The organism is Cognaticolwellia beringensis (assembly GCF_002076895.1).
In the GTDB taxonomy this organism is placed as follows: Bacteria; Pseudomonadota; Gammaproteobacteria; order Enterobacterales; family Alteromonadaceae; genus Cognaticolwellia; species Cognaticolwellia beringensis.
This window is the reverse complement of the sequence record NZ_CP020465.1, coordinates 1,837,602-1,860,805: the sequence shown is the minus strand read 5'-3', so window position 1 is coordinate 1,860,805 and position 23,204 is coordinate 1,837,602. Positions and strand designations below refer to the sequence as shown.

General features: G+C 39.7%; 17 protein-coding genes. 9 read left to right on the top strand and 8 right to left on the bottom strand.

Translation table 11 applies throughout. From position 1 onward, the window contains the following. Positions 1–71 precede the first annotated feature (71 nt). Together B5D82_RS07890 and B5D82_RS07885 are read left to right on the top strand one after the other, a co-directional pair. A complete protein-coding gene (locus B5D82_RS07890) occupies positions 72–722 on the top strand; it encodes a peroxiredoxin-like family protein (RefSeq protein WP_081150560.1) in 651 nt (216 codons plus the stop codon). After that, positions 722–1,483 carry a haloacid dehalogenase type II gene (locus tag B5D82_RS07885; RefSeq protein ID WP_081150558.1) on the top strand — a complete coding sequence of 254 codons (762 nt, stop codon included), beginning with the start codon at positions 722–724 and terminating at the stop codon, positions 1,481–1,483. The genes B5D82_RS07890 and B5D82_RS07885 overlap by 1 nt, the downstream gene beginning before the upstream one ends. A gap of 204 nt (positions 1,484–1,687) precedes the next feature. On the opposite strand, the gene B5D82_RS07880 is transcribed toward B5D82_RS07885, so the two are convergent. Continuing rightward, on the bottom strand, positions 1,688–2,311 hold the full coding sequence (locus tag B5D82_RS07880; protein ID WP_081150556.1) for a GNAT family N-acetyltransferase: 624 nt from the start codon (positions 2,309–2,311) through the stop codon (positions 1,688–1,690). Between the two features lie 399 nt (positions 2,312–2,710). On the opposite strand from B5D82_RS07880, the gene B5D82_RS07875 reads away from it, so the two are divergent. The 3 genes from B5D82_RS07875 to B5D82_RS07865 all read left to right on the top strand — a co-directional run bounded on the left by B5D82_RS07875 (position 2,711) and on the right by B5D82_RS07865 (position 8,862). Next, the gene (locus tag B5D82_RS07875) at positions 2,711–3,475 is read left to right on the top strand and encodes a substrate-binding periplasmic protein (RefSeq protein WP_081150554.1); all 765 of its coding nucleotides are present in this window, start codon (positions 2,711–2,713) and stop codon (positions 3,473–3,475) included. A gap of 230 nt (positions 3,476–3,705) precedes the next feature. Continuing rightward, entirely contained in the window at positions 3,706–5,088 is a 1,383-nt protein-coding gene (locus B5D82_RS07870; protein ID WP_081150552.1) for a sensor domain-containing diguanylate cyclase, read from the top strand. Positions 5,089–5,460: 372 nt separating this feature from the next. Next, positions 5,461–8,862 carry a mechanosensitive ion channel domain-containing protein gene (locus B5D82_RS07865; RefSeq protein ID WP_081150550.1) on the top strand — a complete coding sequence of 1,134 codons (3,402 nt, stop codon included), beginning with the start codon at positions 5,461–5,463 and terminating at the stop codon, positions 8,860–8,862. 314 nt (positions 8,863–9,176) lie between these two features. Here B5D82_RS07865 and B5D82_RS07860 read toward each other — a convergent pair whose 3' ends face one another. Next, positions 9,177–10,361 carry a BaiN/RdsA family NAD(P)/FAD-dependent oxidoreductase gene (locus B5D82_RS07860; protein ID WP_081150548.1) on the bottom strand — a complete coding sequence of 395 codons (1,185 nt, stop codon included), beginning with the start codon at positions 10,359–10,361 and terminating at the stop codon, positions 9,177–9,179. Between the two features lie 290 nt (positions 10,362–10,651). Between B5D82_RS07860 and B5D82_RS07855 the strand changes: the two genes are divergently transcribed. Beyond that, entirely contained in the window at positions 10,652–12,172 is a 1,521-nt protein-coding gene (locus B5D82_RS07855; RefSeq protein WP_081150546.1) for a DUF4397 domain-containing protein, read from the top strand. 102 nt (positions 12,173–12,274) lie between these two features. Here B5D82_RS07855 and B5D82_RS07850 read toward each other — a convergent pair whose 3' ends face one another. The 4 genes from B5D82_RS07850 to prlC all read right to left on the bottom strand — a co-directional run bounded on the left by B5D82_RS07850 (position 12,275) and on the right by prlC (position 16,484). Further along, on the bottom strand, positions 12,275–12,748 hold the full coding sequence (locus tag B5D82_RS07850; RefSeq protein WP_081150544.1) for a peroxiredoxin: 474 nt from the start codon (positions 12,746–12,748) through the stop codon (positions 12,275–12,277). A gap of 193 nt (positions 12,749–12,941) precedes the next feature. After that, positions 12,942–13,733 carry a class I SAM-dependent methyltransferase gene (locus B5D82_RS07845; protein ID WP_081150542.1) on the bottom strand — a complete coding sequence of 264 codons (792 nt, stop codon included), beginning with the start codon at positions 13,731–13,733 and terminating at the stop codon, positions 12,942–12,944. Next, positions 13,723–14,436 (bottom strand): DNA-3-methyladenine glycosylase I, encoded by a 714-nt coding sequence (locus B5D82_RS07840; RefSeq protein WP_081150540.1) that lies wholly within the window; start codon positions 14,434–14,436, stop codon positions 13,723–13,725. The genes B5D82_RS07845 and B5D82_RS07840 overlap by 11 nt, the downstream gene beginning before the upstream one ends. Positions 14,437–14,441: 5 nt before the next feature. Beyond that, positions 14,442–16,484 carry an oligopeptidase A gene (gene prlC, locus B5D82_RS07835; protein ID WP_081150539.1) on the bottom strand — a complete coding sequence of 681 codons (2,043 nt, stop codon included), beginning with the start codon at positions 16,482–16,484 and terminating at the stop codon, positions 14,442–14,444. A 233-nt stretch (positions 16,485–16,717) separates the two neighbouring features. Here prlC and gorA point away from each other — a divergent pair, with 233 nt between their 5' ends. Continuing rightward, positions 16,718–18,070: a glutathione-disulfide reductase gene (gene gorA, locus B5D82_RS07830; protein ID WP_081150538.1), complete on the top strand. Its 1,353-nt coding sequence runs from the start codon at positions 16,718–16,720 to the stop codon at positions 18,068–18,070. A gap of 126 nt (positions 18,071–18,196) precedes the next feature. On the opposite strand, the gene B5D82_RS07825 is transcribed toward gorA, so the two are convergent. Both B5D82_RS07825 and B5D82_RS07820 read right to left on the bottom strand, forming a co-directional pair. Further along, on the bottom strand, positions 18,197–19,588 hold the full coding sequence (locus tag B5D82_RS07825) for a heavy metal sensor histidine kinase (RefSeq protein ID WP_081150537.1): 1,392 nt from the start codon (positions 19,586–19,588) through the stop codon (positions 18,197–18,199). Further along, positions 19,578–20,264 carry a heavy metal response regulator transcription factor gene (locus B5D82_RS07820; protein ID WP_081150536.1) on the bottom strand — a complete coding sequence of 229 codons (687 nt, stop codon included), beginning with the start codon at positions 20,262–20,264 and terminating at the stop codon, positions 19,578–19,580. The genes B5D82_RS07825 and B5D82_RS07820 overlap by 11 nt, the downstream gene beginning before the upstream one ends. A gap of 230 nt (positions 20,265–20,494) precedes the next feature. On the opposite strand from B5D82_RS07820, the gene B5D82_RS07815 reads away from it, so the two are divergent. Further along, positions 20,495–22,327, top strand: a complete 1,833-nt coding sequence (locus B5D82_RS07815) for a copper resistance system multicopper oxidase (protein ID WP_081150534.1) — start codon at positions 20,495–20,497, stop codon at positions 22,325–22,327. Continuing rightward, the gene (locus tag B5D82_RS07810) at positions 22,324–23,196 is read left to right on the top strand and encodes a copper resistance protein B (protein WP_081150532.1); all 873 of its coding nucleotides are present in this window, start codon (positions 22,324–22,326) and stop codon (positions 23,194–23,196) included. The genes B5D82_RS07815 and B5D82_RS07810 overlap by 4 nt, the downstream gene beginning before the upstream one ends. The last annotated feature ends 8 nt before the right edge of the window (positions 23,197–23,204 follow it).

The following is a 23,204-nucleotide window of genomic DNA, read 5'->3' as shown; positions in this document are numbered from 1 at the left end:
AGTTTTGCAATGTTTATTTAAATAACTAAAACACTATAATAATGAAAAATTTTAATTACCCAGGTTTTATCATGAGTTTAAAAGCACAAATTGACGCTTATAACGTGAAAAAAGAGGCTAACTTACCTGCAGAAGTTTTAGCATTAATGAACACAACCAACGAAGAACTTATTGCCCAGCATGTTAGGGATAATGCCTTACAGGTTGGCCAAAAAGTTGAAAATTTCAGCCTTGTTAATCACCGTGGCGCAACCGTAGAGTTAAGTAAGTTATTGGCCAATGGCCCGGTAATAATAAGCTTTTATCGAGGAGCTTGGTGCCCATACTGTAATTTAGAGTTAAAAGCATTGAATGATTATTTACCACAATTTAAAGCGCAGCATGCTTCGTTAGTCGCTATTTCACCACAGTTGCCTGATGAAACATTATCAACCGCACAAAAGAATGAACTGGAATTTGATGTACTGTCAGATGCCAGCAATATTATCGCGAGCCAGTTTGGCTTGTTATTTACGTTAGATGAGCGTATTCAACGTTTATACACCAAATTTGGTATTGATTTTGAACAATATTACGGTGACAAAAGTTTTAAGTTACCGCTGCCGGCAACTTACGTAATTAATCAAAGTGGCATTATCACCTACGCATTTGTCAGTGAAGATTATACTTTACGTGCAGAACCTGAAGATGTACTCGCCAACCTAAAATCGGAAAATATTTAATGTCAGCTTTACAATCACTCAAAACCCTTACGCTTTCACTGTTAGTAGGTGCAAGCCTTTTATCTGGAGTTACTATGGCCAATGAAACAACAAGCAAACCTAAAGTGCTCATTTTTGATGTAAATGAAACTCTGCTTGATTTAACCTCAATGCGAACCTCTATTGGTAAAGCGCTTGGCGGGCGCGAAGATTTACTACCACTTTGGTTCTCTACTATGTTACATCATTCGCTGGTTTCTACTGTAATGAATGATTACCAAGATTTTGGTCAAATTGGTGTGGCTGCTTTATTAATGGTGGCGCAAAACAACAATATTGAGATCACCAGTGAGCAAGCTAAAACAGCGATTATAACGCCACTTTTAACGTTACCACCGCATGGTGATGTAAAAGATGGCTTAGCGAAACTTAAAGCACAAGGTTATAAGTTAGTCAGCTTGACCAATTCTTCAAATAAAGGTGTAAAAGCACAGTTTGAAAGTGCAGGCTTAACGTCATATTTCGATGAGCGCTACAGCATTGAAGATATAAAAATTTATAAGCCAGATTTACGTGCTTATGAATGGGTATTGAAAAAGCTTAATGTAAAGCCTGCTGAGGCCATGATGATAGCAGCACATGGCTGGGATGTAGCTGGCGCGAAAGAAGCGGGACTGCAAACTACCTTTATTGCTCGCCCAGGTAAAGCGCTTTATCCATTGGCGAAAAAGCCTGACCACGTGGTGAAAAACTTAACAGAATTAGTCACTCTGCTTAAGTAATCAGGACTATAATGTAAAATTAGCAGCCAATATCAGGATGAAATTGACTGCTTTTTAGCATACTAAATATCGCATTTTATATGATACTGAACAGCATTTTAGAATCATATAATCGTTCTAACCATCCATGGTTTCACGACATTTATACATCTATATATAGATGTGAAAGCGTGATGATATTTGTAAAAATTAATTCAATGAGTACTAGAGCGTTTTTGGGCTAGCCATAAAAACTTTAAAAGGTAATGGTGCTTCTAAGGCGCTATCGTCAATCGCTAAATGGATGAATCCGGAGTGCTCAAAAAAAGCACTTAATTGCTCGTTATTTAATTCGTCTTCGGCTAAATTCATTGCTTGATAATAAGCTTTATTTTCTTCTGTTTCGCAATCTTGTGCATCTACAAACAAACTCATTGGCATACTAAGTACTGAGATCGATTGCACTTTACTGTAGTGTTCAGCAATTTCTTTCAGTAAAAAATTAGCAACACCTTGCTTGCGAAATGCCGGCAAAACACTAATCGCTTCAATTAAGATATGATCTTTGGCTTTAGCGTCTACTTTTGCTTGTAACTTTTCGACTAAATCGGCCGCAACATTTTGCTTTTTGAAAAACAAATTTAATGGCACTTCCCAATCGGTAGCATCCTGCTGGCTCAGTAATTCATAGCTTTCGTCAGCGCCACGGTGCTTATTTAAAGTGATTATTTCAATTTCTGCTTTGGCAATAATTTGGTTATCGTCATTCTTGACATTAATTTCTTGTATTAATTGCCAATCAAAAGCACTTTTAATTTCTGGTTTATTAAATTCTATCGTTAAGTTCATCGTATTTTTTGCGCTATATACGGCTAATGTTTAAAGCCTAACAAGCGACTACCTTAGGTTGTTAGCGCAGTCATTCAATATGCTAAAAAGCTCTTATTTCGAGGCCAAATTAACTCAATTGATTGTTTAGTACTGCATATACAAATAATATGGCGAGTTTATAGCATTAGTCTGCCCTCGATGCCAGAATTTGATCAACCTCAGGGTAGCCTAACCATCACGCATAAGTAATATGAGAATATTAATAACACTTATTTTACACTTAACAAGCTGTAATTACCCAAATGGTTAGAATGGAGGTTCTAAGTAACTGTACAGAAAATCAACTTTGATTACCTGTTTGCTGATATTTGGAATGTATTGTAAAATTATTTTAAGTTTATCAACTAACGCCAACCTATGAAAAAAGTATCCTGCTTATTTCTCTTGTTTTTAACGTTTAATGTTGTTTTGCATGCGCCTTTGGCTATTGCACAATCGACCCAATCAGCATTGCGATTCGATCTAGGTGAAAACACAGGTTGGGTTCCATACCGCGTAGGTAAAAGTGTCGATCAAGCCGGCATATTGTCTGAATTGGTCGTACTCATTGAAGAATACTCAGGTATTAAGTTTGAAAGCGTTAATTGGCCGATGAGGCGCGCAGAATTTGCCTTAATAAAAGGTATTGTTGATTTTGACTTTATTTGTACCGCTTGGTTTCAGGGAGGCACCTATGGCCGCAACTTTGTTATTAGCGAACCGTTGTTTGAGATCAATGAATATGTAATAACCCTGAAAGATAAAAAACACTTATTTCCCACCTTAGAAAGTATTTATACTAAGCCGATAGGCACCATTGCGGGCTATTTCTATTTTGATGATTATCAATTTACTCGGGTAGACTTTCGTGACGAAGAGAGTTTACTTAAAGCATTAAAATATGAGCGAGTTGACGCTATCATTCTTGAATATGAAACGGCGAAGCACTGGGCGAAAGTTCAAAATGTAGCAATAGAAATGACCGCGCCTCATACGACGGGTAATTTACTTATTCGACTTAACAAAGCCAAGCAACAACAGCTCCCTGCTATTAATGCCGCCATACAAAAAATAAAGCAAAGCGGTCAATTAAAAAAAATACTAGATAAACACGGTGTAGAAGCCAAAATTATCTCATCTTGACAAATTCAAGTTAATGCTCCTATTTTAAAATAGAATTAATCAATATTTAATCGTATTTATTTTCCTTCATAGAACAAAATTACACTCTTAACAAAAGTCATAGGATGATTTTTTGTTAAGTCTTTCCGCTTTGTTATAGTTTTGTTTTTACTTCACTTTAGACATTAAATTCGTATATAAAGATTAAAATGTCCTAAACTCTATTATAGAACTCGAAAAGAGCTTTTTATATGAAAAATTTTTACGGCCTTAATCTAAAAAATTTATTGGAGAAAGCACCCGTCGGGGTCATTATTCATCGTTGGGATACTTGTATTGTTTATGCAAACCCTACTGCTTTGAGTCTATTTAACCTCACTTTTGATCAAATTGTTGGCAAAGATATTTTCGATCCAGAATGGTCTTTTGTCGACGATGCAGGAAAAAAATTACAGCTTGACGATTATCCAGTTAACAAAGTAAAGCGAACTCAAAAGTCGATAAAAAATGAGATCATAGGTGTTGTTACTAGCACTCAAGATCAACCGCGTTGGCTGATGGTAAACGCCTATATGGAAGGGGAGCTTAACAGTGATAGTCGCTCTATTATCGTCTCTTTTAATGATATATCAGATTTCAAGCAACTCTATTTTTTCTCGGATATTGTTGAGAATACACAAGACATAGTTATTGTCTGTGAAGCCGATAATATTAAATACCCGACAGGGCCGAAAATAATATATGTGAACAAAGCATTTGAGACATTAACAGGCTATAAAAAAGAAGAAGTCATAGGTGAGACCCCGCGTATTTTACAAGGAGACTTAACTGATAAAGAGGCAATGTCTCGTATTAAAGAAGCATTGACAAATCATCAAGCCGTAACAGAAACGTTATTAAATTATGATATTAATGGACGTCCTTACTGGATTGAAATGAATATAATCCCACTAAAAAATAAGTATGGGGAAGTAACTCATTTTGGCGCAATCGAGCGGGATGTTTCAGAGCGGAAGTTTCATTTAGAGCAGTTACAATATAGAAACCAAGAATTAAAAGCGCTAAAAAGTGAGCTTGAACAGCTTGTGCAAGAAAGAACAGCAGAGCTACAAAATGCCAAAGAAAAGTTAGAAAAAATTGCATTCTTAGATCCTTTAACTAATATTCCTAATCGACGATTTTTTATTGATCAAACTCATCGATTAATCAAGTCTTGCAACCGTAGGCAGTTATCGATTGCCTTTGGGCTGCTTGACATAGATGATTTCAAACAAGTGAACGACACACATGGCCATGATGCTGGCGATTTAATTTTGAAGAAATTAGCTGAATACTTTGCTGTTTTTTTTAGGGCCGATGAAGCCTATTGCAGATATGGCGGAGAGGAGTTTGCTTTTACGTTGGTCATTGAAAAAGCATCTGACTTAGAGATTATAACAACTAGACTAATCAACGGAATTCGTGACCTTAAAGTGTCAGTTAATGGCCATGATCTATCCGTATCGGCCAGTGCTGGCTTTAAGCTTTGCCACCCCAGTTATGGTGTTGATTTTGAGAAGGAAATGAAACAGGCAGATGTTGCGCTTTATCAGTCGAAGAAAAACGGCAAAAATAGAGCCACGATTTTAAAGTAACTTGTGCATTTCTATGCAAAAACTTGATCGATGGTTTTATTTTTCGTGAGTGTGAAGCAGTTAAATAGCGGATGCTTACTTTTTCATAGAAGCTACATAAGAGATCATTTCATTTTCACTAGCAAACTAGATCATATGAGCTAGCTGCGAGCGAAAAAAGATCGTAATTAGCCCCATTTGTCGTTAATGTACTGGTATCTGCACCGAGATTATTTAATATTTATTGTTAAACTACACTTATTCCCATAAAACATCATTTTACTTTTTTTAACAGATAGTTGGTAAACTAAAAAACTATTAAATCAGCGTCTGTTGAATAGAATAGGTCGGTGGTTTATTCTTCTCATCATAATATTTGCAGTAGGTTTATGAATGCTAAAACAATTAGTTAGTGTCTTTTTAAGTTTGGTTTTAATTTTAATCATTAGCATCACGCAAAGTGGGCTAATACCCAGCGCTGAAGCCCAAGAATCAAATCTTGGAACTGATATTGAAACTACCATCGAACGTGTGCAGCAAACCACTGATTTAGATGAAAAAGAACGAAAAAATACGCTGATCAAACTTAAAGATGCACAAGACATGCTTGCGACTGCAAAAGAGCAACAGCGCCTGACCTTAGATTATGAAGACCGGGCTGCGAGTGCATCACAAAAAGTCATTGCTATCCGACAAAGTAATCAAGCACTTCGAAAGCAGGTAGTGCAAATAGATGAAAGCCAGCCAGCAGAAAAACTCGCAAATCAATTGCTTTTACAAAGAGCTGAGCAAAAAAAACGGCTGTCAGTACTTTCTGAAAAGCAAAGTGAACAAACTATACTGAGTTTGCGAGCTAATAAAATTGCCGAACAATTAAGTGCAACTAGGTCTGACGAAACAGCTATCAATCAAGCGATAGCCAAGCAACCAGCTGATAATATAAGCCTTGACGCAAGAGCTGACTATCTTGAAAAACACGCCAACGCACAAAAGCTCGCAGCGACTATTAAAGCACTTGAAAGCGAGATAGCGACTATTCCCGCTCGGCAATCGTTAGTAGAAGCAGAATTAAGCCAGCTACGTACTCAAAGTACATTTTATGAAAAACAGATCGCCTTACTGCAATCCTACTTAGCCGATAACAGAAAGAGTGAAGTAAAAAAGACGGTAGAACGAAGCAGTGCTGTTCTAGCTAAATTCAAGCAACAACCAGCCCTTGAAGCCCTAGCCAGTGAAAATTTAGTATTGGCTAATCAACTGCAAGATTTGCAAAGCCTGGCGCCAGAAAGTGAAACCAATGTTGCAACGTTGCAAAAACAACTCGTTGAGGTACAGCAGTCTTCAGAAACTGTCGATAGAGTGCTAGCAACAGGTCGTGTAACCGATGAATTGGGCGAGCTTTTACGAAGACTTCAGGCCAGTTTACCGGTAGAAGCTGTGCTTGAGGAACGCAATGAAAAGCTTGAAGAGTCGACCATACGCCAACAGCTTGATGTGATTTTGTGGCAAGACCGGCTGCGCAGTTTAACACCTATTCCTGAAGCGGCAGAGCGTTTGCTTGTTGAGATTAGTCCCGAGCTGAGTAAAAAATCTCAGCTGAATAAAGGTGCCGATACAAATCTATTCACCGCTATCGAGCTTGAAAAGGCAGAAGAGCTGACAACGTCTCGTCGTGATCTAATACGTAAGTTGATTGACGTATCTAATATGCAAGCTGATCGAACTACAGATGAAAAACTTGCGATCAGTGAATTGCTAATAGCGAGCTCAGATCTAAGAGCGCTATTGGAACGGAGATTAATTTGGCTACCATCTTCCAGTTCAGGCATTGCAGGTAACTTTGGCTTAAATCTATTACTTAGCGTTAAGTGGTTCTTTGCACCTACAGCATGGCTGAGCTTAGCCAGCGACCTATACAGCGGCGCTATATCATCGCCTTTTCTATTGCTGCTTTTTGCCATTATACCCATACTCGTTTTAGCGAGTCGGCGCGCAATTAAGCGGACGTTGTGGTCGTTATTTGAAAAGGTGGGTGACGTAGACCATGACACTTATTATAGTACGCCGTTAGCGTTACTCTTAACTTTCGCGCTAGCGTTACCCTTACCCGTTTGTTTGTTCACTGTCGCTGGCATGATCTCAGAAGGTGCTCAACCATTGGGCTTTTCTATCGCCGTAGCAACAGGCTTAGCGGCTGTTTCATCGTTAAGCCTAATACTCTTGTCTTTTCGTTCAATGTGCCGAGAAAACGGCATGTTTGAGAAGCACTTTGGTTGGAGCACCAAAGCACGACGTAAATTACGCGCTATGCTTTCGTGGTTTGTCTGGTTAGAGTCGGTTACCGGCTTTGTATTTGCTACTGCGATTGCTAGTGGTGAAACTGAGCTGAGATACGGCATCGCAATTTTAGCATTTATTATCAGCTCTATTGGTATTGCGGTATTCAGTTATCAATTTTTTCAACCTAAAAGTGGTGTGGCTACGAGCATTGCGGGCGAAACACCGGCAAATTTACTGACTATTATTGCCTTTCCCATCGCGGTGATAGCACCTTTTGCAATAGGTTTAATGCCACTTTTTGGCTATTTTGATACTGCTGTAGAGTTGCAATCTAAAGTCTTTCTGTCAGGCACTGTACTGGTAATGTCGGCTGTTATTTATGGCATTATGTTACGCGTTTTCTTAGTGACATTTCGCCGTTACATGGTTCGCAAAGCGCAAAAAGAAACCGAAGATTTAGCGATAAAAAATGCCGAGCCAGAAGTAGAGCCAAACGTGGAAGCAATAGCTACGCCTGAAGAAAGCAAGGGCATTGATGAAGAAGAAGTGAAACGCCAAAGTCAATCAATCATGCGATGGTTCACTGGCTTATTATTGTTAGCAGGGCTTTGGTTTATCTGGATGCCACTGCTACCAGCACTTGGGATTGTTGATGACATTATAGTCTGGCAACGAGTAAAAGTAGTCGACGGTGTAGAGCTCTCAAGTGGTGTTACCCTGTGGAATATTATTTTGTCATTAGCGTTTGTCGTCGGTGGCTTTATAGCGGCGAAAAATATACGTGGCGTAATGGAAATTGGTTTTTTTGAGCGTTTCGAAATGGACGATGGGGCTCGCTATGCCATTATGTCTATATTGGGTTATGTCATCGTTGGCAGCGGTATAGTCATTGGTTTCTCGCAGCTTGGCATCGATTGGTCAAAGTTGCAGTGGATTATCGCCGCGCTTGGTGTTGGCTTAGGTTTCGGCTTGCAAGAGATAGTGGCAAACTTTGTTTCTGGCTTAATCATACTATTTGAACGACCCATTCGTGTGGGCGACTTCGTCACCATAGGTAATTTAAGTGGTACGGTCAGTAATATTAAAATTCGCGCCACGACAGTAACAGACTTTGATAACCGTGAAGTGCTATTGCCAAACAAGTCTATCATCACTGAGAATGTCACTAACTGGACATTAAAAGACGCGGTTACCCGCATCGTGGTTAAAGTTGGCGTGGCTTATGGCTCAGACATCGAAAAGGTCACCGATATACTCCTGCAGGCAGTAAAAGATCAACAAGACGTGCTTGAACTTCCTTCTCCTCAGGTTTTCTTTTTGGAGCATGGAGATAGCTCGTTAAATTTCGAAATTCGTGCTTTTGTAAGCCAACCAACAAACCGTTTGCCGTTGACACATTTAATCAACATAGCGATTAACAAAGCATTAGCCGAACATAATATTTCCATTCCGTTTCCACAGCGTGACTTACATCTAGTTTCTGGTCAATTGATTGAAAAGACTGAAACGGATTAAGTGCTTAATTATTGATTTACTGTAAGTTAACGCATAGTTAGCTTTAAATATTGTTAAATTCACTGAACTTAGGGCATGAAATTAGTTCAGTGAATTTAAGCTTGGAACTTATTAATTTAGCGAATATTTAAGCTAAGCTTTTGAAACTTTATAAAGGTTGGATTGAACCAGACACAATTGAAAATTAACTTGTCTGGTTTTAATTGTATTTTTACGTGCTCGAAAACTTACTTAACATTAATATGTTTGTTCTTATTTGATGTAGCTTGGCTTCAGTTGATTAAAAATGACTGCATTTGTAATCGTAAAACACACTAAACCGCTTGCCCACAAGCCACACCACTACTCCAAGCAAACTGGAAATTATAGCCGCCTAACCAACCGGTTACATCAATAGCTTCGCCAATAAAATATAAGCCTTTGGCTTTTTTAGCTTCAAAGGTTTTTGATGAAATTTCGTCGGTGTCGACGCCGCCTAAGGTCACTTCGGCGGTTCTATACCCCTCGGTGCCATTGGGTTTTATTTGCCATTGATGTAGGTACTGGCCTAAGTAGGTAATTTCGTCGTTACTTATTTGGTTAATAGCTTTATCTGAAATATCTTTTTGTTTTATCAACGCTTCAATAAAGCGTTTCGGTAAAACTGTGGCTAACATGTTTTTTAATGATTTTTGTCCGCTGGTTTCACGCCATTCGCTGATTAATGCATCGATGGATGTTTCTGGCAGTAAGTTGATAGTTACCGCTTGTCCTGAGCGCCAGAATGATGAAATTTGCAATATCGCGGGGCCAGATAAACCACGGTGAGTAAATAATATGTTTTCTTTAAATGTAGTACCGTCTTCGCTGGTTACTTCAGTGGCAATGCTGATGCCAGATAAGCCATCAAACTTTTGTTTATCGTGATCATGTAAAGTAAATGGCACTAATGCCGCCATTGTCGGTAAAACCTTCAAGCCAAATTGTTCGGCAACTTTATAGCCGATCGGGCTTGCACCTAATTTCGGCATGGTTAAACCACCAGACGCTATAATTAATGACTCACATTGATAACTTTCACCTGCGGTAACCACTTCATAACCGGTATCATTTTTGTTTACTGATATGACTTCGCTGCGCATTGCTATATCAACACCGGCCCATTCACATTCGGTCATCAAAATATCAACAATGTCTTGTGCGCTGTTATCACAAAATAATTGCCCTAAGGTTTTATGATGATAATTAAGACCATGGCGGTCTACTAGCTCGATAAAATCTTGCGCGCTATAACGGCTCAGGGCTGATTTAGCAAAATGAGGGTTTTGGCATAAGTAGTTTTCGGGGCTGGCGTTTTCATTAGTGAAATTACAACGACCACCGCCAGAAATTAATATTTTTCGGCCGGGCTTTTTACCCATATCAACAACGGTAACACTACGACCACGATAGCCCGCAGTTGCTGCTGCCATTAAACCTGCTGCGCCGGCACCAATAATAACTACATCTGAAAATATCAAAGAAATAACCTAGTTTATGCATTTAATGACGGCATTATACTTGAGTTCGCAAAGTAGGGCGATAAGTTAAAGTAAGCGATAATATTTTGACCTAAAAGGCTTATAAATCGGGAGTTATGTAAGGAAAGGTAGGGTTAAGTAAAGAAGTGCAAAGATGCTTTGAATCGCTGAACTTAACCCTAGAATGCCGCTCTACAAAGTGCTTTGTCAGCTAATTTCAGCTGTAAGCATTAATTAACTGGCAGTAGATCTCTGCGCAGTAGTGGCAATTAACTTTATTGGAAAAATATATGTGCTTTAAATCCAACCTCTTTTCAACTATTTCACCTTCAAAGGTACTGATAATTTCATTAGCGTTAGCCCTTGCTGCTTGTGGCGGTAGTAGTGACAGTTCAAATGTCGGTTATGTTAAATTTTATAACAGCTCGAAAAATGCTCCTGATATTATTCTCACGCTTGATCAAGATCTTGCATCAGACGATGACGATGATGCAGATAATTTTGAAGTAACCTTTAATGGCGTTGCATATACTGAAGCTTTAAGCGTATTTGAAATTGACACAGACAGTTACTTTTACGAAATGGGTTGGCAAGATGAAGACAGTAGCGACCGTGATGATCTTGAGGTAATTGCAGAAGGGCAAATTAAAGTTACTAAAGATACCATTCAACTATTAGTGCTAACTGATGATATTACAGCGCCTCAAGTTGATACCTATAGCATTGATGTGCTTGACGATGATGAAGACGAAGATAATGATTTATTCAATTTACGTGTGTTGAATTTACACCCTGATTCAGCTGGCGTTGATTTTTACATGTCAGAGTCAGATGAAACCTTTAATGAGGCTACATTAGTCGGTCAATTTAACTACAGACAGCTTTCAGAAAATCAAAAGTTTGACCAAGACGAATATATTTTCTATATCACCAAGTCAGGCACGCAAGAGGTATTATTTACCTCTGACGACATCGATTACGCATACCCTGCACAATATGTGATGATAGTGCGTGAAAATACCGGTTCAGGTACGTCGCCGTATGCTATGGATAGAATGTCTAACTCGTCAATTACCGAGTATTTAGACACAGACTCTGAAGCACAGTTTAGAGCCTATAACGCTATTAGAGAACACGCACTGATCCCTAATTACACTGGTACGTTAGATATATATATTAATGGTGTTGATGATGAAGCAGAAATTTCAGCACTTGAAATTGGTAGCTTCAGCGAGACTAAAATTCAGAATAAAGGCGATTATAGTTTAGATCTATTAATACCAGGTAGCACAGAGCGACTGTTAAGTAATCATTTACTCAGTTTGGCTGAAAACACCAATAAAACGGTATTCTTCTATTTAAATGAAGAAGATGTAGATTTAGATGGCGATGGTAACGTAGATGAGAACAATGACGGTATTGTTGATGAAATTGAAATAACCATTAAGTCACTTGTCGTTGCAAACAGTACCCGCGAAAGTATCTACGATCATCAAATTACCATGATAGATTTAGTTGATAGCGAAGACTTTAATTTTGTGAAATTCTATTTTGTTCGTAGTGATGAAACTATCGAAACTGCCTTGTATAGCCGCAGTGCCGTTTATACTCAGCCTGAGTCAATTTACTTACAAAATAATACTTATCAAGTGTTTGCCATTGCCGAGGTTGATAGCAGTGAGGTTATTTTATCAAGCTTTCAATTGACGCTTGATGAAGACTCAGATGAGCTATTTTTAATTGTTGAAGCTGATGACGATTCGCCAACAGGCTACCGCATTGAAATGATTAAGCAAACTGAAGACGAGTAGCTTATACCAAGTTGATTAATTAACTGCTCCTTTAAAATGGGCAAAATAAAGAAGGGAGCCATCGGCTCCCTTCTTTCATATATGGTAACTAACTACTTTGATTTAAAGCGCTTTGAGAATAGATTCTGCATTACTAACTTCAAATTTTTGCGGCTGCTCAACATTTAATGTTGTGACCACGCCGTTATCAATAACCATGGCATAGCGTTGCGAGCGCAAACCGCCGAAAGCCGCCGTGTCCATTTCAAGACCCAGTGCTTTGGTGTAGCTACCATCGCCATCAGCAAGCATCATTATATTTTCAGCATTTTGAGCTTTACCCCAAGATGACATAACGAAGGCATCATTAACCGCGACACAAACAATAGCATCAACGCCTTTGGCTTTTAACTCATCAGCTAAGACAACGTAACCCGGTAAATGTGTTTCCGAACACGTTGGTGTAAACGCTCCTGGTACAGCGAACATAACGACTTTTTTGTTAGCGAACAATTCAGACGTTTTGTGGGTGACCATATCACCATCTTTTAATTCTTGTAGTTGCCCATCAGGCATATTTGCATTTAATGAGATCATAATATTTCCATTGTCATTGTAGTTAATGGGATGCCGGTATTTACCAGCTTTCGAGTAATGCTTATCATGTATACACCAGCTAAATAACGCTGATTATTAGTCTAGAATAAACTTAGTCTTAGCGCACGTTAATGCTGAATAAAGTCTTTAATTTTTTAGCAAATTTTGCCCTGAAATTATTGGCATAACGTGATCAGTTATTCTTCGGAATCGCTTGATTTACATAAACATCAAAGCGATTTTTTTTCATATTAATGCTAGTTGATGGCGTTTTACCTGCAAGTGGCGGCGCATAGCTTGGGCGCTTAACCACCACGCGATATTTTGCTAAGGCAATGGCTGGTGCTAGCAAGTTGTCAGCATCAAGGTCTTCACCCACCAATGACTGAAATACGCGCATTTCTTTTTTAACGGCCGCAGACTTTTCTCTATGTGGATACATAGGGTCAAGATAGATTACATCTGGCTGCTGAGCTAAGTTCATATTTTCAATCGATGACGAGTTAATTAAGTTCATGCGATCGGTAATATCATTAATTTCGGTGCTTAGTTTCGCGCGTTCTAAGCCGTCTTCAAGTAAGGCCGCAACAATTGGCATACGCTCCATCATGGTAACGTTGCAACCTAAGGTAGCTAATACAAACGCATCTCGACCTAAGCCAGCGGTAGCATCAAGCACATGGGGAGTAAAGCCATGTTTTAAACCAACGGCTTTAGCGATGTCTTGACCGCGACCACCACCAAATTTACGACGATGTGCTGTGGCACCATCAACAAAATCAACACAAATAGCGCCAAGCTTTGGTTCATCAAGCTTACTTAGTTCTAGGCGCTGCAAGTTAACTTGTAAAGCAAACAGTAACTTTGGATAGTTTTTTATTGCAGCGATATCACCGATATAATCCAACTGCCATTTTTTGGCAACTTTTTTCGCTTTGTCGACGTCGACAGCATCAACATAAGCGACGGCAATTTTATTCAGCATCAGCGATTTCTTCTAGATGAATATGATTATCGCCAGTCGCATAGGCAATTAAGCGACTCAGTTGACCTAAGGATAAGTCGCCTTGTTGTTGCCAGCTATTAAAGCTTGCTTGAATAGCGTTTAAGCTCGATTTTGTTTGAATACCGCCAGTAATAATGTCATGTGCTCGAAAATAGGCTTCTACATCTCGGCTAAGTAAAAAAGTGTCTTTACCTAATGCACGCAAAGCATAAGGCCCTGTGTTGCCGCCAAGGCGTTGGCCATGTTTTTTCAAATATGCCCATAAGCCGATAATATCGTCACTCGGCCAGTTGGCAATAAATTCAGCAAAGCTATGACCTTGTTGCTGCTCTTCAAAAATCATTTCGGCGTTCGCTTTAATGGTTTTAACTTTATTAAAGTTACGAATGATTTTAGGGTCGCTGGCTTTTCGCTCCATCATTTCTTCTGGCATCATCAACACTTTTTCAATATTGAAATTAAAAAAGCTTTCTTCAAAGTTTAACCACTTGTTTTCAACCACCCGCCAAACAAAACCGGATTGAAAAACCTTTTTACTGAACTCCGATAAAAACCGATCGTCAGTTATGTTTTTTAATAAATGGTCTTGGCTACCTGAACCCAATAATATATTGAGCTTATGTACGCCACCTTTTCGGGCGGCGGCACGTTGATATATATCGTCAAGTGTTTCTAATGCCATTGTTATTAGCCCGTAATACCGCAGTGACGTAATAATGCGTCTATTTCTGGCTCTCGGCCACGGAACGCTTTAAATAAAACGCTTGGTTCTTTTGAACCACCCATTTCGAGAACATGGGTTAAAAAGTCATGGCCAACACCTTGGTTGAAAATACCTTCTTCTTCAAAACGTGAAAATGCATCTGCCGATAACACTTCAGCCCATTTATAGCTGTAATAACCAGCGGCATAGCCACCACCAAAAATGTGACCAAAACTGTGCTGAAATCGATTGAACTCAGGCGCTTTAATTACCGCGTAGTCGTCACGTACTTGGTTAAGCACTTGTTGAATTTCATCACCTTTTTCGGGAGAGTACTGGGCATGCATTTTAAAGTCGAATAAGCTAAATTCTAGTTGACGGATCATCTGCATCGCCGATTGGAAGTTCTTTGCCGCTAACATTTTATCAAGCATGTCTTGTGGTAAAGGTTCATTCGTTAGGTAATGGCCAGAAATAAAGGCTAATGCCTCTGGCTGCCAACACCAGTTTTCTAAAAATTGGCTAGGCAGTTCAACCGCATCCCAAGGAACGCCGTTAATACCAGAAACACCTGCAGCGTTAATCTGTGTCAGCATGTGGTGAATACCGTGACCAAATTCGTGGAAAAGCGTTACCACTTCGTCATGGGTGAATAGCGCTGGCTTGTCGCCAACAGGGCCATTAAAGTTACAAGTAAGGTAAGCTACTGGATATTGAATATCGCCATTGGCTAATGCACGACGGCCGACACAATCGTCCATCCATGCGCCGCCACGTTTGTGTGGGCGTGCGTATAAATCAAAATAGAAACTGCCGCGCAATTGTTGGTTTTTATCAAAAACATCAAAAAACTTAACGTCTTTATGCCAAGTATCAATACCTTGGCGCTCGCTAATGTTTAAACCAAATAAACGATGCACCACTTCAAATAAGCCTGCTACCACTTTGCTTTCAGGGAAGTAAGGACGCAACTCTTCGTCAGAAATAGCATAACGCTCTTGTTTTAGTTTCTCGCCGTAATAAGGTAAGTCCCAAGCTTGTAAGTTACTTTGTTGATATTTATCCGCAGCGAAGGCGGTAACTTCAGCTAGGTCTTGTTCGCCTTGTGCTTTTGATTTTACTGCTAGATTTTCTAGAAAACCTACCACCTCATCAATGTTATTGGCCATTTTCGTGGCGAGTGATTTTTCCGCAAAGCTATCAAAACCAAGTAAGTTGGCAAGCTCGTGACGTAACGATAATAGTTCAGCCATAATTGGACTGTTGTCATATTCGCCGCCGTTTGGCCCTATTTCTGAAGCGCGAGTAACATAAGCGCGGTACATTTTTTCGCGTAAAGCGGAGTTGTCACAGTAGGTCATTACCGGTAAATAACTTGGAATGTCTAAGGTGAATAACCAGCCCGACTTTTCTTGTGACTTAGCCAAGGCTTTCGCCGCTTCTTTGGCGCTTTCGGGTAAGCCAGTTAGCTCTTTTTCATCAGTAATATTTACACTAAAGGCATGTGTAGCATCGAGGATGTTATTGCCAAAAGTAGAGCTAAGCTCAGATAAACGTGTCGCAATTTCGCCGTAGCGTTTTTTATCGTTATCGTTCAGGGCTATGCCTGATAATTTAAAATCGCGTAATGCGTTAGTAATGACTTTTTGTTGTGCTTCGTTTAGCGTTTTAAATTCATCACTTTCGCTTAATTGTTGATAGGCTGCGAATAAGCCCGCATGTTGCCCTACAAATGTACCGTATTCTGATAATAACGGCAGGCATGACTCATAAGCATCGCGTAACTCATCACTGTTAACCACTGAATTCATATGCGAAATGGGCGACCATAATTTACCTAATACGTCATCTACCTCGTCAATTGGCGAAACCAAGTTTTCCCAGCTAAATTGTGTGTTGTTGGCTAACACCTCAGCAATAACTGTTTTACAATTACCGATAGCTTTTTCAACCGCTGGCTTGATATGTTCAGGCTTAATTTTCGAAAATTGTGGTAGAGATGTATTTTGTAATAATGGATTGGTCATAAAATTCGCATGTTTTACTAAATGATGCACTAGATGTAATGGCAAATCGTTCGATAATCAAGGTTTAGCGCTCACTATTATTTGGCTATCGATGTAAAAAATTGAAATTTAACTGCTCAAAACCATGTCATTTGCTTCTATAGCTCAGCAAAAACCATCTATGTTGGCTCAATTGCTTGAATTTTAATTTTATCAGTCCAATATAATGAAGATAATCACACAGGAATATTAATATGACACAACATTTTGACTACATTTCAATTGGCGCTGGTAGTGGCGGCATTGCCTCAGCGAATCGCGCGGCACGTTTAGGAAAAAAAGCAGCGGTTATTGAAGCCAAGCATATTGGTGGCACCTGTGTAAATGTGGGTTGTGTACCTAAAAAAGCGATGTGGTATGCCGGACAAATAGCGGATGCATTACATTATGCGAATGACTATGGATTTAAAGCACCATTGCAAAGCTTTAACTGGTCAAAGTTAGTTGAAAACAGAGAAGCTTATATTGAACGCATTCATGCGGCTTATGCGCGTGGCTTTGCTAGTAACGACGTTACGGTAATCAACGGCTTTGCAAAATTTGTAGATAAAAACACCTTAGAGGTTGATGGTGTTTTATACACGGCTGATCATATTACGATTGCCACGGGCGGACGTCCAAGTCGTCCAAGTATTGAAGGTGCAGAGCACGGTATTGATTCAGATGGCTTTTTTGCATTAACAGAACAACCTAAAAAAGTAGCGGTTGTTGGTGCCGGTTATATTGCCGTTGAGCTAGCGGGCGTATTACATGCCTTGGGTAGTGAATCACATTTATTGGTGCGTAAAGAAAAACCATTACGTGGTTTTGACGACATGCTTAGCGATACGTTAGTCGAGCAAATGGAAAAACACGGTCCAACGTTGCATACCATGAGTGTGCCGACGCGTGTTGAAAAACATAGTGACGGCCAATTAACTATTCATTTAGATAACGGTAAAAGTATCGGTCCAGTTGATAGCTTAATTTGGGCAATAGGGCGAGACCCAGCAACAGACAATATTAATATTGAATCTACGGGTATAAAGCTCGATGAACGTGGTTTTATTCCTACGGATAAATTTCAAAACACCGATGTTGACGGTATTTATGCGGTGGGCGATAACACCGGTCGTGCACAATTAACGCCGGTTGCTGTTGCAGCAGGGCGACGCTTATGTGAACGTTTATTTAATAATAAACCTAACGAGCATTTAGATTATTCAAACATAGCGACGGTGGTGTTTAGTCATCCGGTTATTGGTACGGTTGGTTTGTCAGAAAAAGAAGCCATAGCAGAGTATGGCGTTGACCAAGTTAAGGTATATAACTCGCAGTTTACTGCCCTGTATCAAGCCATAACTGAAGATTATCGTGACCCGACGCGCATGAAATTAGTTTGTGCGGGCGAAGAAGAAAAAATTGTCGGCATTCATAGTATTGGTTTTGGTAGTGATGAGTTATTACAAGGCTTCGCTGTTGCCATGAAAATGGGCGCAACTAAGGCTGACTTTGACAACACAGTGGCTATTCATCCAACGTCTGCGGAAGAATTTGTCACTATGTAACCAGTGAAAAAATAAATATGCTGTTATCTGGCATGTAAGCGCCAGCTGATAAAGTTTAGGAAACCATCATTTATTCACCGAGTAATAGCGAATAAATGATGGTTTTTTTAATGATGTTATTTAAGGTTAAGGCGAATTAAAGAAAACCTTAAAATGGGTATTATCATCATCTGAGGCAACGGTTACCTTACCACTATTGGCTTCAACCATGGCCTTAACAATAGCTAGGCCTAAACCTGCTCCATCGCTGTGTCGTTGTCTTGATTTATCAGGTCGATAAAAGCGATCAAACAAGTAGGGTAAATGATCTGGCTGTATTTTATCGCCTGGATTACTGATGGTAATACAAACCTGCCCACTGTCTGCTTTTTCAGTACTAACAATTATTGATAAACCTTTAGCGGTATATCGAATGGCGTTTGATAATAAGTTAGATAACAATTGCCGGAAATGGAGTTGGTCACAATAAAAATTAAGATTATCGCCTTGTTTTACAAAGGTAATATTTGACTCTTCAGCTAGTGCATCAAAGTATTCAAATAAGGCCTCGATTTCAGTATGACTATTGAGTACTTGTTGCTTTGGCTTTATTAAACCATTTTGAGTTTTAGCTAACCAAAGCATATCTCGCACCATATTGGTCAACCTTTCGAGTTCCTCTAAGTTAGAAAACAACAGCTCTTGGTATTCTTCTGAGGCTCTAGGTTGGGAAAGCCCTACCTGAGTTTGTGTAATTATATTCGTTAACGGCGTTCGTAATTCATGAGCAATATCTGTTGAAAAATTAGATAAACGCAAAAATTCGCTTTGCAGCCTATCGAGCATTAAATTAAAAGACTGCACCATATTTAATAATTCGATTGGTACCTTTGTTTCGTCAAGCCTGACTTCAAAATTGTTTGTTTGAATATCATGCATTTTTTTACTCAGACCCCGTAAAGGATTTAACCCTTGATGAACAGCGAACCAGCCAGCCAGCAGAACTAACAAGCCAGCGCCAATCATAATTACCCCTAAACTTTGTCTAAATTGAGTTAAAAAGTGGGTATGAAAGCTCATATCAATAGCCACGATAGCGCTATATGTTGTTTGCGGGGTTTTAAAGGTAGTTATTAATACCCTATACGAAAAATTGCCAACTTGTTGCTCAGTAACATTAGCAATCTCAAAGCCAGTTTTAGCGGGTAGTGTTGAACTTAAATGAGACAAATTACGTTCGGAATTTGCGTATATAAAATCGCCTTGTTGAGCGTTAACTTGGTAATAAACTCCATGATGGCCCACTACAGCCTGAGATAAAGAATCGATTAATTGCTCGTTATTGGTGTGATTTTTCATTAACGCGCCTTCAATTGAAGCGGATATAACTTCGAGCTCATTAATATCTTGCTGAACAAAGTGATGGCGAATTGAGCTGTCTATAAGTACACCGAGAAAGCTCAAGCTGAATATTGTAGTTACGGCCACAAATAAAACGACTCTAAAGGTAAGTGATAATGGCCTAGCGTTAGTTTTCATTAACCTCTACCTCTAACTTATAGCCCATACCACGAATGGTATGGATGAGCTTAACGTCAAATACATCGTCAACTTTTCCGCGTAATCTTCTAATTGCAACATCAATAACATTGGTATCGCTGTCGAAATTCATGTCCCATACTTGCGAGGCAATTAATGATCGAGGTAAAACTTCCCCTTCGCGACGAATCATTAGCTCGAGCAGGTTGAACTCTTTATTACTGAGTAAGATATTTTTGCCTGCTCGTTTTACTTTATGTTTTAAAATATCCATTTCTAAATCGGCGACGGTTAAGATGTTTTCAATTTTTGGTGTGCCTCCTCGACGGATCAATGTACGAACTCTGGCTAATACCTCAGCAAATGCGAATGGTTTTATAAGATAATCATCAGCACCAAGTTCTAAGCCCTTAACTCTGTCATCAATACTGTCGCGGGCGGATAAAAATAGCACCGGCGTTTGGTTATTCGCTTCTCGAAGCGACTGTAAAATTCGCCATCCTGTAACGTCAGGTAGCATTACATCTAATATAATTACCTCAAATACTTCGGTCATAGCCATGTGGTGACCATCTAAACCATTGCGTGCTAAAGACACCTGAAACCCAGCTTCAGTTAAGCCTTGTTTCAAATAATCACCTGTTTTTTTCTCATCTTCTACAACCAATAATCGCATGAAGCTTTCCTAAAAAAGTATTGATAGCAATTGAATTTAAAAATCATTCATTCTAAGGAGGTCAATATCATTGCCCACTTACTTCATTAAATTGCTGTTAAAAACATTATAAAGTAGCGGTCTACACTGCAACATGACACTAAGATTACACCTTTGTCATTTTATAGTCATGTCGTTGACAGGTAATATCTCTATACTCTAGTCGTATTCTGATTTAGAGGAGTTGGTAAATGGACGACATTAACAAACAGCAAGCATCTCACTTTCCGAGACGCCGTTTCGTACAGGGGTTGATCGCGGGAGGCGTTTTAGCCGCATTTCCAAGTATTATCCATGCCGCCTCATCTTTGGTTGCCGGAACCATTACAGGCAATGCACCAGAGCTCAGCGGAAAAGTGATCGAACTTGTTATTGATGAATCACCCGTTAACTTTACGGGTGTCGTTCGTATGGCAACCACTATTAATGGTTCGATTCCCGCCCCAACGTTACGATTAAGGGAAGGTGATGACGTTACTATTAAGGTGACAAATAAGTTATCAGTGCCTAGTTCTATTCACTGGCACGGCATTATTTTACCTTATCAAATGGATGGCGTGCCTGGCATTAGTTTTAAAGGCATTATGCCCGGCGAAACCTTCGTTTATAAATTTAAATTACAACAAAGTGGTACCTATTGGTATCACTCGCACAGTGGTTTTCAAGAAATGACCGGCATGTACGGCGCGTTAATTATTGAACCAAGAGAAACCGACATTATTAGTTCGGATAATGAGCATGTTATTCAATTGTCTGATTGGACTGATGATGATCCCATGGCACTATTTCGTAAATTAAAAATACAAAGTGATGTGTTTAATTTCAGTCAACCTACGGTACCTGAATTTTTTGCTGATGTGTCAAATACCAGTGTTGCTAATGCTTTACAACGTAGAAAAATGTGGCATCAAATGCGTATGAGCCCAACCGATTTGGCCGATTTATCCGCATCTGCGATGACCTTTCTTATGAATGGTACTGCGCCGATGGCTAATTGGCGGGGGCTGTTTAAATCTGGCGAGAAGCTTAGATTAAGATTTATTAACGGTTCTAGTAATAGCTTTTTTGATGTCAGAATACCCGAACTAAAATTAACGGTTGTGCAAGCTGATGGTCAAAATGTTGAACCGGTAACCGTTGACGAATTTCGTTTCGGTCCAGGTGAAACTTACGATGTAATTGTTGAGCCTAAAAACGATGCTTATACCATTTTCGCTCAAAGTATGGACCGTTCAGGCTATGCAAAAGGTACTTTATCTGTAGCACAAGGTCTTGATGCGCCGACACCAGCATTAGACCCAGTGGAATGGTTAACGATGATGGACATGATGGGGAATATGGACCATGGCGCTATGTCTGATATGAATCATGGTGCTATGGCAAATATGAAGCAGCCAGGTATGGACCACGGCGCAATGAAAATGGATCATAGCCAACATGGTGCGATGGCAATGGATCACAGCAAACATGGCATGTCTGAGAACCCCTTGAGTGTTGCTAGTACTAAAGTGCGTCATGCAAAAACAGAATATGGTGCATCGGTGGATATGCGTGTTGATATGCCAAGAACAAACTTGGACGACCCAGGAATTGGTCTGCGAAAAAATGGCCGCCGTGTATTAACCTTAGCCGATTTACATTCTTTGGATGGTATCGCTAATCACCAAGAGCCTGAAGCTGAAATCGAGTTACATTTAACCGGTAATATGGAGCGATATAGTTGGTCGTTTGATGGCTTAGAGTTTGGTAAAAGTACGCCGGTGCACATGCAGCATAATAAACGTATACGGGTTATTTTACAAAACGATACCATGATGACGCACCCGATGCATTTACATGGCATGTGGAGCGATTTAGAAAATGATCAGGGTGATGTGCAAGTGCGTCGACATACCATTCCAGTTCAACCAGCACAGCGGATCAGCTTTTTAACCACACCACATGACGTGGGCCGTTGGGCGTGGCATTGTCATTTATTATTCCACATGGATGCCGGTATGTTTAGAGAGGTGGTTGTATCATGAGAAATTTAATATTGTTTAAACCTTTTGTCAGTGCACTGTTGCTTTGCTTGCCTTTAGTCAGCGTGCAAACATTTGCGCAAAATGAAATGGCAAATATGGCTGAAATGGATAGCGAAAAGCCGCAACCCCAAAGTGGTGATGCGCCAATAGATGCTCGCGATCCACATGCTTATTCTGCAGGGACAACCTTAACAGAAGGCCCTTACGCTTTAGGTGAAGAAGATCGATTAGTACTTGCTGATGAGCATAGTTTTTATGCACTGTTAGGTAATAGGCTTGAATATAATGAGCAAGCAGATGCTGGCGTATTCGACTTTCAAGCTTGGTATGGAACAACATTTGACCGGTTAGTGATTAAAACAGAAGGCGATTTTTCAGAGGGTAAACTGGAAGAAAACTCGACGGATATCTTATGGGGACACGCTATTAGCGCCTATTGGGATACTCAATTGGGTATTCGCGTTGATTACTATCAAGGGGGTAAAAATCGTCAATGGTTAGCATTGGGTGTGCAAGGTTTAGCCCCGTATTGGTTCGAACTTGATATGACCGCTTACATTGGCGAGCAAGGGAACACTGCGCTGACTTTTGAAGCTGAATATGAGCTATTACTGACCCAAAAGCTGATCGTTCAACCGCGTGCTGAGCTGACACTTTATGGTAAGAAAGATATAGAAAATGGTTTAGGTAGTGGTTTATCAAGTAGTGCTATTGGTTTTCGAGTACGTTATGAATTTACTCGTCAGTTTGCGCCATATGTTGGTGTTGAATGGACTAATAAATATGGCAGTACAGCAGACTATGCAAAATTAGATGGACAAAGTAGCAGCGAAACAGAGTTCGTTGCTGGCGTAAAATTTTGGTTTTAATTTTTTAT

What these genes read in the sequence shown, in the direction of transcription:
- B5D82_RS07890 (WP_081150560.1), top strand. Translation starts at nt 72, where the DNA reads ATGAGTTTAAAAGCACAAATTGACGCTTATAACGTGAAAAAAGAGGCT.
- B5D82_RS07885 (WP_081150558.1), top strand. Translation starts at nt 722, where the DNA reads ATGTCAGCTTTACAATCACTCAAAACCCTTACGCTTTCACTGTTAGTA.
- B5D82_RS07880 (WP_081150556.1), bottom strand. Translation starts at nt 2,311, where the DNA reads ATGAACTTAACGATAGAATTTAATAAACCAGAAATTAAAAGTGCTTTT.
- B5D82_RS07875 (WP_081150554.1), top strand. Translation starts at nt 2,711, where the DNA reads ATGAAAAAAGTATCCTGCTTATTTCTCTTGTTTTTAACGTTTAATGTT.
- B5D82_RS07870 (WP_081150552.1), top strand. Translation starts at nt 3,706, where the DNA reads ATGAAAAATTTTTACGGCCTTAATCTAAAAAATTTATTGGAGAAAGCA.
- B5D82_RS07865 (WP_081150550.1), top strand. Translation starts at nt 5,461, where the DNA reads ATGCTAAAACAATTAGTTAGTGTCTTTTTAAGTTTGGTTTTAATTTTA.
- B5D82_RS07855 (WP_081150546.1), top strand. Translation starts at nt 10,652, where the DNA reads ATGTGCTTTAAATCCAACCTCTTTTCAACTATTTCACCTTCAAAGGTA.
- B5D82_RS07850 (WP_081150544.1), bottom strand. Translation starts at nt 12,748, where the DNA reads ATGATCTCATTAAATGCAAATATGCCTGATGGGCAACTACAAGAATTA.
- B5D82_RS07845 (WP_081150542.1), bottom strand. Translation starts at nt 13,733, where the DNA reads ATGCTGAATAAAATTGCCGTCGCTTATGTTGATGCTGTCGACGTCGAC.
- B5D82_RS07840 (WP_081150540.1), bottom strand. Translation starts at nt 14,436, where the DNA reads ATGGCATTAGAAACACTTGACGATATATATCAACGTGCCGCCGCCCGA.
- prlC (WP_081150539.1), bottom strand. Translation starts at nt 16,484, where the DNA reads ATGACCAATCCATTATTACAAAATACATCTCTACCACAATTTTCGAAA.
- gorA (WP_081150538.1), top strand. Translation starts at nt 16,718, where the DNA reads ATGACACAACATTTTGACTACATTTCAATTGGCGCTGGTAGTGGCGGC.
- B5D82_RS07825 (WP_081150537.1), bottom strand. Translation starts at nt 19,588, where the DNA reads ATGAAAACTAACGCTAGGCCATTATCACTTACCTTTAGAGTCGTTTTA.
- B5D82_RS07820 (WP_081150536.1), bottom strand. Translation starts at nt 20,264, where the DNA reads ATGCGATTATTGGTTGTAGAAGATGAGAAAAAAACAGGTGATTATTTG.
- B5D82_RS07815 (WP_081150534.1), top strand. Translation starts at nt 20,495, where the DNA reads ATGGACGACATTAACAAACAGCAAGCATCTCACTTTCCGAGACGCCGT.
- B5D82_RS07810 (WP_081150532.1), top strand. Translation starts at nt 22,324, where the DNA reads ATGAGAAATTTAATATTGTTTAAACCTTTTGTCAGTGCACTGTTGCTT.